Consider the following 14,885-nt stretch of genomic DNA (forward strand, 5'->3'; position numbering starts at 1 on the left):
AGCCACAGGCCGCTATTGACGCTTTTTGCCGGCCTGTGCATGCTCGCCGCTGTTTCCAGGCCTGCTACGGGACGTTGCGGCACGAAGCGATTGAACGGGATGGTGGTTCGACGTATCGCTTTCACACTTCCTTATCCGAGAAGCCCCCGTGACCCTCCAAACCTCTGGGCGTCTGCACAAGTACCTGCGGTTTACACTGATCACGTCTGTCCTCGCCATGGCGTCTGTCGGTCCAGCCTTTGCTGCTCCCCAGGTCGGCATTCGCGCCATCGAAAGTACGTACCATCAATTGCTCCAGGCGCTTGACCAAAGTCGCGGCACCCGCCCGGACGATGCCGTGCGCCAACGCATTACCGCTGCAGCACAGGCCTTCCAGGAGGCACTGAAGCGCGACGGCGGCGCGCGGGCGAACCTGAGCACCGATGTGAGGAACATCGTCGCATCCCTGAATGACGGCAGCTACAGCGCCGAAGGCAGCATCAATGCGTTGCGCCGTGACGCCAAGGGCAGTGTCATTGATGCGGGGGCGTGGAAGCCTTCGCTGGCCGGGACCCCGATCGGGCAACCGCTCGGCACCCATCTGAACCAGACCAGCGAAGGTGATTGTGTCGGTATCTCGGTGGTCAGGGCGTTCGCCAATACGCGTACGGGCGCCGAGATATTGCGCAGGGGCGTGACGGCCAATGCCGATGGCAGTTTCAATGTCAGCCTGCCGGGCGACCCGGTGACGGTCTACCACCTGCAGGCTGGCGACCTGGATCAATACGGCAAGGGCGATCCACCTGCCGCTGCCGTGGTCGGGGCGATGTTCCAGTACTTCAAGCTTGACCCGGCCAAAGGCTCATTGCCCACCAATAAAGTCATGGAATTGCTGGCAGGCCAATACGGTGACCACCTGCGGCTGGCCGATGCCGAAAACACACCTCAGGGCATCACCGACTTCCTGCTGAAAAATGCCAGCGCCGTGGGCAGCCAGGCGGCTGTGGTGTTTGGCGGCAAGCCGGCGCGCAATGGGGATTGGTCCAGGGGGGACGGGCACGCCTTCGCGATTATCCAGATCAACCCGGCGACGGGCCTGTTGAGCTACACCAACCCCTGGAACGAAGGGGCGCAGGTACGCACGATAGCCATCAGTGAATTGGCAAGGCAGGCGGCGGGTACCTCGGCGGACTTTGAGATGGTCACGTTTCGTTAACACGCTGGCGCGTGAGCCCTACACCGGCGAGATGGTGGCAAGCAGACCAATCGCAATAGTCAGCGCAAGAAAGCCGAACAGGAAAAATGCCATCTTAGCCATGAGGCCTCCGAAATGAACGGGCCGCCAGGACGGTTCCTGTCGGGCTCCACGGGCGTGTCGGGAGTGGAAGTATTGTCAGGGCTGAGGGTGTTTCGATACAGGGGCAGATACTGAATAAAAAAGCGTATCAGATGCCCCTCAACGCCGCAGGTAGCTGCAAACTGGGAACGGAAATTTTCAGGTGTCAGGCAGATTAGGCAGTGGCTTGGCCACGGCCGGGAACTAAACTTTTGTGTGAAGTATCGTATCCACCATCTCGCCCAAGTGGTTTTCATGGATTCGCCGCGAGGCGGGAGGCAGAGCGAGGCAGGCTTGGCTATTCTCAAGCGTCGTCGGGCGGCGCCACGGCGAGCCTGGTACAAGACAAGCAACCATTCACTGAAGTGTTTTTCATCTAGGCGAGTAGGCAAATGGGCAAAACGTTGGCTGCGCTGTCGTTTTTGATGACCCTGGTTTGGGTTTCAGTGGTTATTGCGGTGATGACGTATTTTTCTTAGTGATGCCGGGCAGGCGTGCCTTACGCGGCGACATCGCGCGCACGCAAGCTTCCAGAAACACCCTGCTGAATCTGTAGATCACTGATCTGGCGGGCTTTTTTGTTTGCCGTGGGCTGGCGCAGTTGTGTGAAAAAGGCCGCGTTCGACCTTGCATCGAAGGTGCCGGGTCTATATATTCCCTAGCCTGCTGCAACGCCAAGGGCTTTTAAAACTGCTTGGCTCGCTGTACAGCGCTACCGCCCGAATGGCGAAACTGGTAGACGCATGGGACTTAAAATCCCCCGCTCGTAAGGGCGTGCCGGTTCGATTCCGGCTTCGGGCACCATTTTCGATTCTCAGGGGTTATCAACCCCTCTCAAAAAGCCCCGCAGGCATTGGCCGCCGGGGCTTTCTTGTTCTTATCCCTTCTCATCTATTCTCACCCCTTCTCAATATTTTTAGTACATTGGTCAGCACATCTGAATTCGACTGACTAAAGCGATGTACTAAATGCCTCTTACTGACACGGCCGTCAGGCAAGCAAAGCCCAAAGACAAGGACTACAGCCTCAGCGATAGCGCCGGGCTGGCATTATTCGTAGCCGCCAAAGGCTCGAAAGCGTGGCACTTCCGTTTCTCATGGCACGGACAGCAGCCTCGCATATCCTTGGGCACCTATCCCGAAATCACTCTGAAAGAAGCGCGCGAGCGCCGCGACCAGGCGAGAGCCCTCATCGCGAAGGGAGTTGACCCCCGATCTCAGCGGCGCGAAGAAAAGCGCGAAGCTGTTACCGGCGCGGTGAAGACCTTCGAGGTTGTGGCCAACGAATGGTTTGCCTTCCGTGCACCGCGCATGACCGCAGCCAAAAAGGGCGGTGTGTCTCAGTCTCGCCTGTACCTGGACAAGGATATGATCCCGTCCCTGGGCAAAATACCGGTGGCGGACGTGAAGCGTTCGGATGCGCTATCTGCTATGCGCCGGATCGAAGCCCGCGGCGCCTTGAACGTGGCCCGCAAATGCCGCTCGTGGCTCAACGAGATATTTCGTTTCGCCATCGCCTCGGGGTACATGGACACGAACCCGGCTTCCGACTTGGATATCGTCGCCGCCAAGGAGCCCCCAGAGAAGCACAACCCAATGCTGCGTCAGCATGAGCTCAAGGACTTTCTTGTGGCCCTGCGCGATTGCAAGGGCGAGGCCTACACGAAAAGCGCGATTCGGATATTGCTGTTGACCGGGGTGCGCACGGGCGAACTTCGCCATGCGGCCTGGACCCAGTTCGATCTGGACAATGCCCTATGGACTATTCCGGCCGAGGGCGTGAAGCAATTACAGAAGGTGATTAGGGCAAAAGGAGGGGATAAGGTGCCGCCGTATCTGGTGCCGCTTTCGCGGCAGGCGGTCGAGGAGGTGCGTGCAGTCCATGATATGACCGGCCGCTATAAGCTTCTGATCCCGGGTCGGATAGACCCAAGCAAACCGATCAGCGACGGCACGGTCAACATGGCGTTGAAACGCATGGGATATGAGGGGCGTCTGACCGGGCACGGTATCCGTGCCACGATATCGACGGCCCTGAACGAGATGGACTACAACGAGGATTGGATCGAGGCGCAGCTTTCGCACGCCAGCTCCGGGAAGGTGCGGAAAACGTACAACCATGCGGAGTACGTTGAGCAGCGGAGGGGGATGATGCAGGACTGGGCGGACTACCTGGACGGATTACTGGCAGAAAAAGCTTAGGGCGCCCGTTCAGCAGCGCGCCGGGCGGCCCATTGCTCGACCTCAGCGCGAACCCAGGCCACGGCCTGCAGGCCGACCTTGGCCTGCCGGGGGAATTTCCCACCCACCGCCATTCGGTAGATGGTCGGCGTGCTGAGGCCTGAAATTCGACGAACTTCAGCAATCCGGATGTACTCGATCGGTTCTTCATTTTTCTGTGCGGTGCTCATGATTATCTCCCACCGGCCGCCGTGGGCCGCGCTGTCTTGATGATGTGAATGACCAGGCTGAAGGTGGTCAGCATCCAGCCGCAGGTGCCGGCGAAGGCGTAGAGGATGTCGGCCGTTTCGCCGTCCGCCAGAAGGCATGGGCCGATCCAGAAGAACCAGCAGCCGCTGCCGACCAGGTACAGCAAAGCGCCCAGCAGGATCAGGGTGAGTTTGAATGCGAACATGTGGTGTCCTTGCCGCGCTGGGCGGCAGAAGGTGGGTTAGGTGGTGGCTTTCTTGATTGCGGCCCGCGCGTCGAACATGGCGTAGTACAGGCGGTGGAAGATCGCGCAGCTCGGGTCTTCGTGATCGTCGCCGCCGTGCTCGAAGATTCCGTCGATGGTGCCGCTGTAGTTGCTGGCGATCTGCCCGCATTCGCCTGCCACCTGGGTGAGCGCTGTCAGTGCTTTCAGAAGTTGCTCGCTGCTGGCGCGTTCCTCGCGACCGATATCCCAGAACCGCTGACCCCAGTGATCCGCTGGCGGCGGGTTCGTGTTCTGGGCGCCCATGGCCAGAGCCCCGACAATCGCGTCACACAGGTCGCGCTTGTAGGCGTTGTCGCCGTCGATACTCAGGCCGCGCCGGCGCAGGGCGCTGACCACATCGTTTCGATCCAGGCCCTGATCTTCCAGGATGATGTCTCGCTCTGGCTCGCCCGGGGTGACAATGACCAGGGCAAGCTTGGCGCCTGGCGGGCAGTAGCCGCTGAGTTTGACCAGGGCGTCGTTGGCTGCTTCGTGAAATCGCTGAACTGCTGACATAGGAATACCTCGCCCGCCGCTCACCGGCAGGCATGTAGGGGGATTGGGGTTAAACGAGTTCGGCGGGGACGCTGCAGGTCTTGCCGATTATTTCCGTCAGCACGGCCCTGCATACAGCTACAGCCCGGGTCTCGCCGTGCACGCGCTGAAACGGATCGCGCTTCGTGTCGGCCACCCAGTTGTTGCGGTGACCGGGCTCGATCCATACGGCGTACTTGGCGATCAGGCGCTCGCACTGAGCGTCGTCCACGGGAGGTGCACAGAATGCCAGCTGCAGTTGACCGGGGGCGGGCGTTGGAGCGTCTTCAATTGATTCGATGGCCCAGCAAAGCGCGACCCCAGCCAAATCTTCGGTTCGCACGCTGACCATCCTGCTCATGGCTTGGGCCCCTTGTAGATGAAGACGTAGGCGAACCAGGGGGTGGCGATCATGGCGTCACCCGCTTGAACTCGACTACCCAGACCCATGGGTTGGCGTTCCAATCGCCACCAGTGGACTCCCAAAGCTCCCTCCACGCCGCCGGGTACCAGTCTCGGTAATTCGGTGAAACGTCATCGCTTGCCAGCTCCGGCGGACACTGCAGGCCTTCTGCCCGGATATCGGCGCGGCTGATGTCCTGCAACCGCTCGACGCGCACGGCGGTGATCTCCAGCAAGATGCGGCAGGCGACACGGGGCATGTGGATGCTTGGCTTCCAGGCGGAGCGATCATCCCCGCCGCCGTCATCGTCACCGGCCCAGGCTGCTTCGCCGTCGGCACGGTAGATTACGTGACCTGAGTAGTAGCCCTGACCGAAGGGCATTTCGCGAATTGGCGAGGCCGGTCGATCAGGCTCCCAATCAATCATGTTTCCATGCTCATCGAAGTCGTGACTGATGACGCCCCAGGTCTCGCGTACCCACAGCCGGTCGCCGGGCTTGCCGTAGGGGCAGCGGATGATGTCTTTTCCGGTCTCCCACCAAGCTCCCATTGGATTGCCAGAGGCGCAGGTGGTGTGTGCATTTGCGCTGGGTTCAGGTTTGCACACCCGCCGCGTGACCGTCTTCCGGCCTTCCAGGATGGCGCGCACCATTGGCGCCGAGAACAGGATGGGGCGTTCCTTTATTTCAGGCATGACTTCGTCCTTGCCGCTATAGCGGCTGACTTTGAAAGGGGAGGGGTTACAGGTTTTGCTGGTGGAGTACGGATGTACTCCTATGAGTTTTCGGTTTACTTGACCGGCTCTTGAAGCCCTTTCAGGTAGTCGCGAACCGCTTGGTATTCACCGTTGCGATAGCTGCCGAAGGCGTAGATGAATGGGCTTCGGTGGTTATGGCCATCACGCGCCAGGAATTCTTTGCAGCCCTGCTCGGTGAAACAGGCTGTCACGAACACGTCGATGTCCTTCATCGCGTAACGCTCCCAACCGGGGGTTTCACGATGGCCCTGATGGAGGGCTTCCAATCGGCGTGCCTTTGTTTCATCGGCCAAGCAGTAATCGCCGGTTTCCGTATCTACCCAATCGATCCGGTCATGGTCGTGCGTGTCGAGCGTTGGCAGGCTACGTTTTTCCATGACGGCAAACATGGGCTGATCTGTGCATCGATTGTCTTGTGACCGGATCAGCGAACCAATGGCGGATAACTTCGAAAGTTGAGCTTCCAGCACATCCGCCCGCTCATCCGCTGCGGTCAGGCGCTGTTGCAGGGCGTCACGCTCCAGCTTCATGATCTCCGCGCGCTTGAAGTGCTCGCCGCTAAGCGCCGTCCACTTCTCGATCTGGTCCTGTAGGTAGGCTTCCCGATCCTTCGCCTGGGACATCTTCTGATTGAAGTCGCCGGCGTGAACCCAAAAGCCCGCTCGATCAGAAGCCCCGACGCCCTGCCTCGTGAATCGATCTACTTCGCTCATTCTGCAATCTCTCTCGCTACCAGATCATGGGCATTTACAACCGTCATGCCGAGGCGTTCGGCGATCAGGACTTCAAGGCTCGCACCCTTTGAATGCTCCCAGCCGGGCAGGGTGGCCACGGTGTCGCAGTCCATCAGAGCGGCAATGTCGCGGCGCATGCAGTCGGTCCAGGTGCCGCCGTCGGGGTTGAGTTCAGCGGGGTTGGTGACGGTGTGGCCCGCAGATCTCAACTGCGATGTCACGGTGTGGAAAGCCGGGAAATTCAATTCGGGCAGGCCACTCATGGCGCCACTGAGGTAAATCCGTTTCACGGGGAGTCCTTGCCGGGCCATGCCCGGGCAGTGGAGTGGGGGAGTTACGCGGCGCGTGCTTGGCGTTGCTCGGTTCGCCATGGATCGTTGGCCCGTGCCAGCGCTGCCATCGGCGGCGGGCTGACGCTGTTGCCGCACATGTGCACCTGCTGGGTCTTGGTGAACGGCTTGCCGTCGGCACCGTGGCTGATGATGTAGTCGGTGGGGAAGCCTTGGGCCTTGTACAGCTCGGACGGCTTCAGCATCCGCAGGCAGATGTCGACGATCACGTAGGGCGTGCCCTTGACCATCACGGTGACCATCGCCAGGCGGTCCTTCGTGGTGATCGTCGGCGCCGGCGAGTCGCAAGCGCTGATGTTCTCGGTGCCGTAGTAGCTGATCAGGAATGCGGCAACGCGCAGGGCGCCGGCTTCGTGTTCCGGCGAAAGGGTGAGCGACACCAGCGAACTCTTGCCGCCGCCACCGGCGGTGATGGTCGGCGCTGGATCATCCAGGCCCTGGCCAATACTGCCGCCGAATGCCCGCTCCATCAATGCGCTGACCAACCCGTGGTGCTGGCCGCCGGCGCTGATGGTGTGCAGCGGGTCATTGGCGTCCCGTGCATCGCAGTTGCCGCGCAGGTGCACCAAATTTGCCGCTACCAATGCGTGGTGCTGTCCGGTGGTCACTGTTGGCACCGGTCCAGCGAGGTCGCTGGGAGCGTGCCCTGTGGTGTTCGTGATCAAGGTCGCGCTGACCAGTTGCTGCTGGCTTCCGGTGTTGGTCACTGTGGTTATCGGGTCTTCGATGCTTTTGGCGTCGGTAGTGTTGAAGCCGCCATTCATTTGAGCCATGAACACCGTGGATATGCCCATGGCGTGAGCGGCACCAGCTGGGCGCTGATAGTTGCCGCCGCTGGTGATGGTCGGCAGTGGTTCGTCCAGCGCCTTGCCCGCGTCTTCGAAACGGAATTTCACCAGGTGCGCAGCTGCTACGGCGTACTTTCCGCCGGAGGCCATGATGGTTCCAAGTGGCTGACCCATATCTGCGCTGCGGGGAGCTGCGCCTGGCTTATCGCCATTGCCAAGCTGCACCAGTGTGGCCGCAGCGACCGAGTGCCCGCCACTGGCTGTTACGGTGCCGAGTGGGTCGACTACTGATTTGCTGCCAACCCCCCAACGCTGAGTGCTGCCTGGCAGGCCTTCGCCGTGGGCAGCGGTAACCATCACGGAGCTGACCACCGAGATGGCGCCGCCCTTTGGGTAGGAGGTGACGGTGCGCAGCGGCTCATCGGCGGACTGCACTGCCTCGCCGGACCAATTGGCAATCGGCACAATGAATGGCGACGCGCTGTCGATGACGAACTTCTTCATGCCCTTGGCAACCCGGCGCAGGGTAGCCGGGGCCAGGTCTTTCTTGCGGCCGAATATGCTTTTGCCCAGGTCAGTGAAGTCGATGCAGTCGGCGGCGGTCTTCCACTTCTGCTGGCCCTTGGTGGGGTTCTTGGCGTGGGTCGGCTCCGGCCAAACGATCGGCTGCCCATCGCACCGGGCGATCATGAACAGCCGCTCCCGGCTGGTCGGTGCGCCGAAGTCGCAGGCCCGGATCACCTTCCACTCAACGACGTAGCCCATACCCTCGAGCAGGGCCACGAAGCGGCGCCAGGTGCGGCCGCGCCGTTTTGGATCAGGAATCAGGAACTGCTGGCCAACCGGCACAACCTCACCAGGTGCGGCAACGTCGCCGCCGAGTTTCACCACGCGGCCGGTGGCCTTGTCGCGCTTGGCGATCAGCCGGCCCCACTGCAGGATCTGCTTCACGTTCTCCAGGCTGATCACCCTCGGCCGCTTCATGCCTGCCCACTTGAGGCCGATCCACGAAAGGTTGCGGATTTCGCGCTTGCGCGGCTGACCGCCGGCCGCCTGGCTGTGGTGCGTGCAGTCCGGTGACATGTGGAACCACCCGACGGCCTTGCCGCCACACTCGGTGTCCGGATCACCCTCGAACACGTCGGTGGTGAAGTGCTGGGCGCCCGGGTGGTTCATGGTGTGCATGCTGATCGCTTGCGGGCTGTGGTTCTTCGTCACATTCACTGCGCGGCCCAGGCCAATTTCCAGCCCGGTACCGGCGCCGCCACCACCACAGAAGAAGTCGACAACGATCTCATCGTCCTGAGGGTTGAAGCCGAGTCCGTATTGGGTTTTGAAATCGAAGGGATTTTTTTTATGTGGGAGCATGGCGGTTTCTCGCGGTTTGGCGTTGATAAAGGGAGGCGCGGAAAGCAGGATCGATGTGCAAAGTTTCTAGAGATGAACAGGTAGGCTAGGGGGCTACATGGCCTACGCTTGAAGCAGAATCTGGGCGGCGGTATCATCGTCCGCTTCTGATTGCCTCATTCTTGTTTGTGTTGCATGGATGTATTAAATGGAAATTAGTTGGGATACGGCAAATAAGGTAGGTATCGTATTTACCGTTATTGGTACGGTATTCACCGTTGTAACCTACTATTTGGTCGGGACACTTAAGAAACAATTAAAAAAGAAAGAACGCCTACCGGATGCACACAAGACGCTGCATGATATTTTGCCGGCTTTTAGGCGTGTAATTACTGACTGGGATGAATCAAAGGCCAGAGACGCCACAGAGATAATCTATAGCATCAAGGGGCATATACAGAATGTCCGGCCTAATTTGAATAAGTTGGAAAAAAATTCAGCGGATAAGGTGATTTTTCTTATCGATAGGCGTCGATGGATGTTCTTCAAATCTCCGGTTACGAGTGATATTTGCTGGGATATTCATGGGGAACTACACACCTTCGTTGCTTTGCTCGAAGGGCTTACGAAAGATAATGAGGCGCAAAGAATATGAGAGATGCTAAAGCAGCAAATATGGCAGTTCGCCTCATAGAGGAAACTTCCAAAAATCTTATTCGGTGGAAAATAAATGAAGTGCCGTCTACAATCACGATGGGTACTGGCAACTACTTCTCTTTGTTTGTTGAGACTGTTTTTAAAGATACGCGTATTGCTTTGTACGAAGTTAAATATCGGCACTTTACCGATGAGGACAGCTTTTACTGGTGCGAAACTGTAGTAATGGCGATACTCGATGGGTTTGACAGGGTCATCTGGGAGTCGGAAAGCGATGAGCCTGAGATAAGGGAGCTTTATCGTTTGATTCGAAGGTCAGTTGGAGGGGTTGATCGGCTCCTTAACTATTTTCGCTGATTGGCGACTCAGTTACGGGCGTCGCCCCGAATTTAGAGATACAGCGAGTAGGGTGTGTTATTCGGGCTCGATGATCTCGTCGCCTGGGTCTTTCTGGATGGCGAGAAGGCTTTTGTTGCGAAATTCACGCGCCACGTTTTGCGATATCTCTATTTCGTGGCGCGGCGGATTCAGTAGGGGCTGACACTTCGCGGCACCCATCGCGTGCAGGTGGTGGATCATCAGCGTCATCGCCTCACCCTGCTCGGTAATGCCTGACCACTCCATCAGGTCGGCCAGCGCCTGGCGGGTGCCGGGGCGAACCCTGAGCCTCAATTCCTCTTCGGCATTCGCCACGCGCTTCCTGGCAGTTTTGGCCGATCGTTCCTGCACAGTCTTGGCCATGGCCTACCTCTTCTATTCCGCTGGCCGGCAGTGCGAGCCAGGTTTGACGTTTGCGTTGCTGGGTGCGTGCTATGCGGCGCATTTAGTTCGCCCCGGTTTTGCCTTTGGGTAGTCGATGCTGTGGGCGGCGATGATCCGCTCGAAGGCTTTCGATCCCATGGCCAGTCGCCCTAGGCACTGGCGCCGGGTCAGGCCAAGCTCCAGGAATGCTCGGATTCGCTCAGCGTATTTCGCATCGCTGGCTTCATCCGCTCGCCTGGGCACCAGGTTTCGAGCGCCGCCCCGGGTTGGGGCCTTGAACGTAATCCCGAACTCCTGGCCGATGGTGGATACCGTGCGCCGGTCAATCCCCAGCTCTTCAGCTACATCTACCTTTGCGTGGGTGGGGGCAAGCTCGCGAATCCGTTCAACCAGCTCCAGGCGTTTCTGGCTACGAATATCGAGCGGCGCCATCGGCAGGAGAGCTGACTCGACCCGCCGGCGAAGAAACGGCTTCGGCGCGGGTGGCATCTGGTTGCTGTAGGTGATCGGCTTGGGGATATAGCCGATGGGCGCCGCTTCTTCGATCTGGCCGCCGCCGGCTAGGTACTGGGCGACCTGGGCCGCCAGTTCATCTGAGGCCGGGCGCAGTGCCTCGACCAAGCTGAGGTGGTTGCTGATCATGCTGCGATCCCCAGTACCTGGTTCATGCGCTCGTCGAGGATTTCGTAGAATGTCTTCACACGCTCGGTGAGCTTGCGGATCATCGCCTCATCCCGGTAGGCGCGCTTGATGAACAGCGGCATGCCTGGCCAGTAGCAAACGAAGTCGATCCACTCACGCTCGGAGACCCACAAGCCGCCCTGGCACTGAGCGACGTGCTCTTTCGGGATTTCGCCCGAAAGGATCACTTCTACTTGAAACTTCGGCAGCTTGGTTTTGATCTCGGTTAGGCCTTTGGGCCCGACCAGCGAGTCAGGCGAGTAGCCGGCACCGTGGTTGAGGATGATTGCGACCTGCTTGGTTTTGACTTCTTCGCGCTGCTCGTACAGATTCCTGGCAACGCCTTCCAGCTCATGGCCACGCTCTGTGTGCCGGTTGCCCTGGAAAGGATCGGCAGCTTCGCCGGTGATGCGCTCGCCGATGAGTGTGTTCATGTAGGTGAATGCGCCGGCGCCGAAACCTGCTTCGCCTTTGCCGTTGACCAGCAGGCACTCCAGTTCGGAGCAGGTGACAATGCCCAGGCGCAGGGCCAGCCACTCAGGCGAGCCTTGCTGTACTTCAGTGATGATTTGCATGGCTTACTCCTGCGGCCGGCTGGCGGCTTTGGTGATACGAGCCGACACGGCATCGAACTCGGACTTGAAGACGTTGACGGCGCAGCCGTACTTGGCTGCGAAGTTGTCCTGCAGCACCTGGCTGCACTTTTTGAGCAGAGCGTCGAGCTGCGCGGCCTGGCCGGCAGTGATGACTGGCTCGGCCGGGGCGGCGGGTTTTTGGTTTGCGGTTTGACCGTCGTCGTCCTCACCGGTGGTCGTGAAGTTGAGCAGCGCGCCAGCGGTGTAGCGCTTGCCGTAGCTGACCGAGCTGGCGACCGCCTGAACGGCGTTTTTACTGCCCGTAGTGTCAGCGGGAAGCAAAATCGATGTGGTTTCTCGATGTCCTTCTTTGTGGCTCAGCACGCCTTCAACCTCGACACCATTCGCGCCGCGGGGAATGCGAAACGAGAGAGCAAACCCGTGCTTTGCAAGAATGGGTTTCAGCTCCTCGTTGATGTCTTCCCAGAGGGCGTAGGTCGATTGCACGTTCTTGAACTTGTCGCGGATGGCGCCACGCTCTCGAATCACCGGGAGCTTCTTCTGCATCTCGGCCATTGCGGCATCAAATGCCTGTTTCGCCAGTCTGTCCTGATGCTGCTGATGCATCACCATCAGCCTTTCCATCTTGTCGATATCGGCGGCCGGGTTGGTGGCCACCTGCTGAATGATCGCCATGATCGTGGCGGATTCGCTTTGCACGGCCGGCAAGCGCTCGACCGTGTCCTTCACTGCAAGATTGCTCATGGCGACCTCAGTAGGAAATGGAAATGGAAGGGATCTTGCGCTGGGCGATCAAGGTGATTGCCTGCTTGGCACATTCTTCAGTCATGCCGCCGGTGACTAAAGCTTCCAGGGCGGCGCGGTTGACCCTGGTTTGGTGTGCCTTGTTCGCTTCGCGTGCCGCTGCTTGGCGCCGCTCTTCATCCGCCGCGGCCTGCTGCCTGGCGACTTCTGCTTTACGGGCCTGCTCAACAGCTTCCGCCTGACGCTGAATAGCGGCGGTGCGCTCTTGCTCGGCGCGGTGCTCGGCGGCAATGCGGTTCGTCTCGGCCTGTGCCGCTGCTGCGCGGGACTGTTCGGCCTGCATCTCAAGTTGCAGGCGCTGACGTTCGGCGGCTGCCTCGGCGTCCAGCGCTGCCTGTGTGGCGGCGCGCTGGGCGGCGGCGGCCTGTTCCAGCAGTTCCTGCTCACGCCGGGCAGCGGCGTCACGTTCTGCCTGGGCGCGCTGTTCTGCTTCGATTCGGGCACGCTCGGCAGCAACCCGGGCAATCTCTGCATCTCGGTCGCGCTGGGCCTGTGCTTCAGCTTCGGCGCGCAACCGGGCCAGTTCGGCCTGCTCTGCTTCGTACTGGGCGCGCTCGGCCAGCAGGGCACGCAGCTTTGCGAGGGTCTGGTCTTTCACCTGGGCGGCTTCAGCCAGGAACTCTTCCCATGTTTCGCTGATTGCGACCAACTCAAGCTGGGCGATGAGGTCGGCGACATGGGCGGCGGTCGGTGTGGACTCGAAAACGACCAGATCCTTGATCGCCTGGATACCGTCGACGTGCTTGTCGGTGCGGGCCAGCTCTGCTGCCTCCCAGTCCGTCAGCGGCTGCCGGGTTGCATCGCGCAGGGCATCCATCTTGGTGACGAACTCGCGCAACTCAGCCTCGACCACCTTGGGCATTTCCTTGAGTCGCTTCAGGTAGTCGCGGCCGGGTGTTTCGACTGCCTTTTTGGACTTGCTCACCGTTGCGGCCAGAGAAGCAATGCGCTCGCGGCCCTTGCGGGTGGTCAGATCGGGCACCTCGGCGGTGACTTCGGCCTTCACCGCGTCGAAGAACTGGCCCAGGCCACCGGCAACGTAAATGGCCGGAGCGTTGTCGGCGCTAATGTCGTCGATGGTGATGACTTGCTGTTGTGCGGACACGGTGACTCCCTGCCGCGATGCTCGCAGCGATTGAAGGTGTTGGTTATTGAGTGATTCGATCAGCGAGGGCGCCGATCAACATCAGGAAGGTGAAGAGGGCGAGGACAGGGAAGGAGCCGCGCCAGATGAGTAGGCGCCGGGTGCGCTGGCGGGTAGTCATGACCGCGACTCTCTGATTGCAGCGGCAGCTCTTACTATGGCCCTGCATATCGCAGACTCCGCACGCCCACCCGTCACGTCCTCGCAAGCCTGGCCATCGTCGTGATACGCCTGAACCCACCCCGTCTGGAAGCCGCGCTCAGTCACCACGTTCATGTCGATGCTTATTCCCAAACGCGCCTGAAGGATCAAAGCGTGGCCGGTATTGAAATCGAGAGGGCTAAAGTAGCCAGACGAAAATGTATGGCTGCTCAAGCACACGTAACCATTCTTGTCTGGGTAATGGCCGTTGCAACGAAGGCCAGCAGCTTCGGCAGCCAAATAGAGCATTTCACGGTCATCCATGACGAATCCTCACCGCGATCCGACCGCCCTTCATTGTCGGCGCCAGGCGCTGCGGAAGGTCGCGCACCAGGTCTTCACGCTTGCGGCCGATCAGTTCATTGAAGGGAAGGCCAAAGCCCAAAATTGCGATGCGGCGCTCGATATCGTCGAGCTGCTCATCAGCCAGCGATTTCACGATTGGCGTGGTCATGCAGCCTCCTTGCGGTGCCTGGTGATTTTCAGCAGGCGCTGGCAGTAGTGGTTGAATTCTTCGACGGTGATCGCGTCGCCGGTGAGCATGTTTGTGATCATCCGCACGACGACGGCTTGAGCGCCGGGCTCGCTGCTGGGATGCTCAAGCGCTTCAAGTGCCTCATCGATCAGGATGTGCGGGCTCATAGGCCGGCATCCACGTCGTCTTCGCGCTCTTCCCGTTCCGCCGCTACGGCTTCGGCTGCGTAGGGCCTGAGCAGGTCCATGGCGATGCGCTCTGCGGCTTCGATGGGGCGGGCCTGGCCGATAAGGTCAGCTGCATGTCCGCGTGAATCTGCCTGGCCGCCGAGGATCGACGACAGGAACAGTCTGGCGAACGAGTCACGCTCATCCAGGTCGTCGATCTGGCGCTGGTTCAGGTGGCCCTGCAGGTAGGCACAGAACCGGTCGAACGTCACCACCTGCGGCTGACCGTAGCGGCGCTTCCACTTGATGTCGACGCCGCACACCAGGCGCTCCGCCGAATGCTCAAGCCAGTCCGTCACCTCGTCGCTCTCGCTTACCTCTGGAGGCAACTGAGCGTCGTAACGCTCCTGGCATATCTTCAATGCTGCGTTCATGGTCGCCTCCAGAGTGGCGAGTTAGTCGAAGTAGTCCTGATC

Annotated in this window: 21 protein-coding genes and 1 tRNA gene; 5 read left to right on the top strand and 17 right to left on the bottom strand. The window is 60.0% G+C overall.

The window, feature by feature from the left end; translation table 11 throughout:
* Positions 1–148 precede the first annotated feature (148 nt).
* The 3 genes from ACZRN6_RS25290 (at position 149) to ACZRN6_RS25300 (ending at position 3,516) form a co-directional block, all read left to right on the top strand.
* Entirely contained in the window at positions 149–1,195 is a 1,047-nt protein-coding gene (locus ACZRN6_RS25290) for a hypothetical protein (RefSeq protein ID WP_464009143.1), read from the top strand.
* 837 nt (positions 1,196–2,032) lie between these two features.
* Positions 2,033–2,119 (top strand) — tRNA-Leu (locus ACZRN6_RS25295).
* 164 nt (positions 2,120–2,283) lie between these two features.
* On the top strand, positions 2,284–3,516 hold the full coding sequence (locus ACZRN6_RS25300) for a tyrosine-type recombinase/integrase (protein WP_464009144.1): 1,233 nt from the start codon (positions 2,284–2,286) through the stop codon (positions 3,514–3,516).
* Here ACZRN6_RS25300 and ACZRN6_RS25305 read toward each other — a convergent pair.
* The 8 genes from ACZRN6_RS25305 to ACZRN6_RS25340 all read right to left on the bottom strand — a co-directional run bounded on the left by ACZRN6_RS25305 (position 3,513) and on the right by ACZRN6_RS25340 (position 8,943).
* Positions 3,513–3,725 (bottom strand): helix-turn-helix transcriptional regulator, encoded by a 213-nt coding sequence (locus ACZRN6_RS25305; RefSeq protein ID WP_464009145.1) that lies wholly within the window; start codon positions 3,723–3,725, stop codon positions 3,513–3,515. The genes ACZRN6_RS25300 and ACZRN6_RS25305 overlap by 4 nt on opposite strands.
* 2 nt (positions 3,726–3,727) lie before the next feature.
* Complete coding sequence (locus ACZRN6_RS25310; RefSeq protein WP_464009146.1) at positions 3,728–3,949, bottom strand: hypothetical protein; 222 nt, start codon at positions 3,947–3,949, stop codon at positions 3,728–3,730.
* Positions 3,950–3,985: 36 nt separating this feature from the next.
* Complete coding sequence (locus ACZRN6_RS25315) at positions 3,986–4,525, bottom strand: hypothetical protein (protein ID WP_464009147.1); 540 nt, start codon at positions 4,523–4,525, stop codon at positions 3,986–3,988.
* A gap of 49 nt (positions 4,526–4,574) precedes the next feature.
* Positions 4,575–4,904, bottom strand: coding sequence for a hypothetical protein (locus tag ACZRN6_RS25320; protein ID WP_464009148.1), 330 nt, complete (start codon positions 4,902–4,904; stop codon positions 4,575–4,577).
* A 49-nt stretch (positions 4,905–4,953) separates the two neighbouring features.
* Positions 4,954–5,640, bottom strand: a complete 687-nt coding sequence (locus ACZRN6_RS25325; RefSeq protein ID WP_464009149.1) for an ASCH domain-containing protein — start codon at positions 5,638–5,640, stop codon at positions 4,954–4,956.
* A 95-nt stretch (positions 5,641–5,735) separates the two neighbouring features.
* Positions 5,736–6,416, bottom strand: a complete 681-nt coding sequence (locus ACZRN6_RS25330; protein ID WP_464009150.1) for a hypothetical protein — start codon at positions 6,414–6,416, stop codon at positions 5,736–5,738.
* Positions 6,413–6,727: a DUF4406 domain-containing protein gene (locus ACZRN6_RS25335; protein WP_464009151.1), complete on the bottom strand. Its 315-nt coding sequence runs from the start codon at positions 6,725–6,727 to the stop codon at positions 6,413–6,415. Before ACZRN6_RS25335 ends, ACZRN6_RS25330 begins: the two co-directional genes overlap by 4 nt.
* A gap of 44 nt (positions 6,728–6,771) precedes the next feature.
* Complete coding sequence (locus ACZRN6_RS25340) at positions 6,772–8,943, bottom strand: DNA cytosine methyltransferase (protein WP_464009152.1); 2,172 nt, start codon at positions 8,941–8,943, stop codon at positions 6,772–6,774.
* A gap of 187 nt (positions 8,944–9,130) precedes the next feature.
* Here ACZRN6_RS25340 and ACZRN6_RS25345 point away from each other — a divergent pair, with 187 nt between their 5' ends.
* The gene (locus ACZRN6_RS25345; protein ID WP_464009153.1) at positions 9,131–9,577 is read left to right on the top strand and encodes a hypothetical protein; all 447 of its coding nucleotides are present in this window, start codon (positions 9,131–9,133) and stop codon (positions 9,575–9,577) included.
* A complete protein-coding gene (locus tag ACZRN6_RS25350; RefSeq protein WP_464009154.1) occupies positions 9,574–9,936 on the top strand; it encodes a hypothetical protein in 363 nt (120 codons plus the stop codon). The genes ACZRN6_RS25345 and ACZRN6_RS25350 overlap by 4 nt, the downstream gene beginning before the upstream one ends.
* A gap of 57 nt (positions 9,937–9,993) precedes the next feature.
* Here ACZRN6_RS25350 and ACZRN6_RS25355 read toward each other — a convergent pair whose 3' ends face one another.
* From ACZRN6_RS25355 to ACZRN6_RS25395, 9 genes are all read right to left on the bottom strand, one after another.
* Positions 9,994–10,320: a hypothetical protein gene (locus ACZRN6_RS25355; RefSeq protein ID WP_464009155.1), complete on the bottom strand. Its 327-nt coding sequence runs from the start codon at positions 10,318–10,320 to the stop codon at positions 9,994–9,996.
* A 69-nt stretch (positions 10,321–10,389) separates the two neighbouring features.
* Entirely contained in the window at positions 10,390–10,983 is a 594-nt protein-coding gene (locus ACZRN6_RS25360) for a hypothetical protein (protein WP_464009156.1), read from the bottom strand.
* Positions 10,980–11,597: a lambda exonuclease family protein gene (locus tag ACZRN6_RS25365; protein ID WP_464009157.1), complete on the bottom strand. Its 618-nt coding sequence runs from the start codon at positions 11,595–11,597 to the stop codon at positions 10,980–10,982. The genes ACZRN6_RS25360 and ACZRN6_RS25365 overlap by 4 nt, the downstream gene beginning before the upstream one ends.
* Before the next feature lie 3 nt (positions 11,598–11,600).
* Positions 11,601–12,362 carry an ERF family protein gene (locus ACZRN6_RS25370; protein ID WP_464009158.1) on the bottom strand — a complete coding sequence of 254 codons (762 nt, stop codon included), beginning with the start codon at positions 12,360–12,362 and terminating at the stop codon, positions 11,601–11,603.
* A 7-nt stretch (positions 12,363–12,369) separates the two neighbouring features.
* Positions 12,370–13,527, bottom strand: coding sequence for a hypothetical protein (locus tag ACZRN6_RS25375; protein WP_464009159.1), 1,158 nt, complete (start codon positions 13,525–13,527; stop codon positions 12,370–12,372).
* A gap of 156 nt (positions 13,528–13,683) precedes the next feature.
* On the bottom strand, positions 13,684–14,031 hold the full coding sequence (locus ACZRN6_RS25380) for a hypothetical protein (RefSeq protein ID WP_339496892.1): 348 nt from the start codon (positions 14,029–14,031) through the stop codon (positions 13,684–13,686).
* Positions 14,024–14,221 (bottom strand): hypothetical protein, encoded by a 198-nt coding sequence (locus tag ACZRN6_RS25385; RefSeq protein WP_464009160.1) that lies wholly within the window; start codon positions 14,219–14,221, stop codon positions 14,024–14,026. Before ACZRN6_RS25385 ends, ACZRN6_RS25380 begins: the two co-directional genes overlap by 8 nt.
* Positions 14,218–14,409, bottom strand: a complete 192-nt coding sequence (locus ACZRN6_RS25390; RefSeq protein WP_003218303.1) for a hypothetical protein — start codon at positions 14,407–14,409, stop codon at positions 14,218–14,220. Before ACZRN6_RS25390 ends, ACZRN6_RS25385 begins: the two co-directional genes overlap by 4 nt.
* A complete protein-coding gene (locus tag ACZRN6_RS25395; RefSeq protein WP_464009161.1) occupies positions 14,406–14,843 on the bottom strand; it encodes a hypothetical protein in 438 nt (145 codons plus the stop codon). Before ACZRN6_RS25395 ends, ACZRN6_RS25390 begins: the two co-directional genes overlap by 4 nt.
* Between the last annotated feature and the right edge of the window lie 42 nt (positions 14,844–14,885).

The sequence above is a fragment of the Pseudomonas sp. A125 genome (assembly GCF_055409485.1).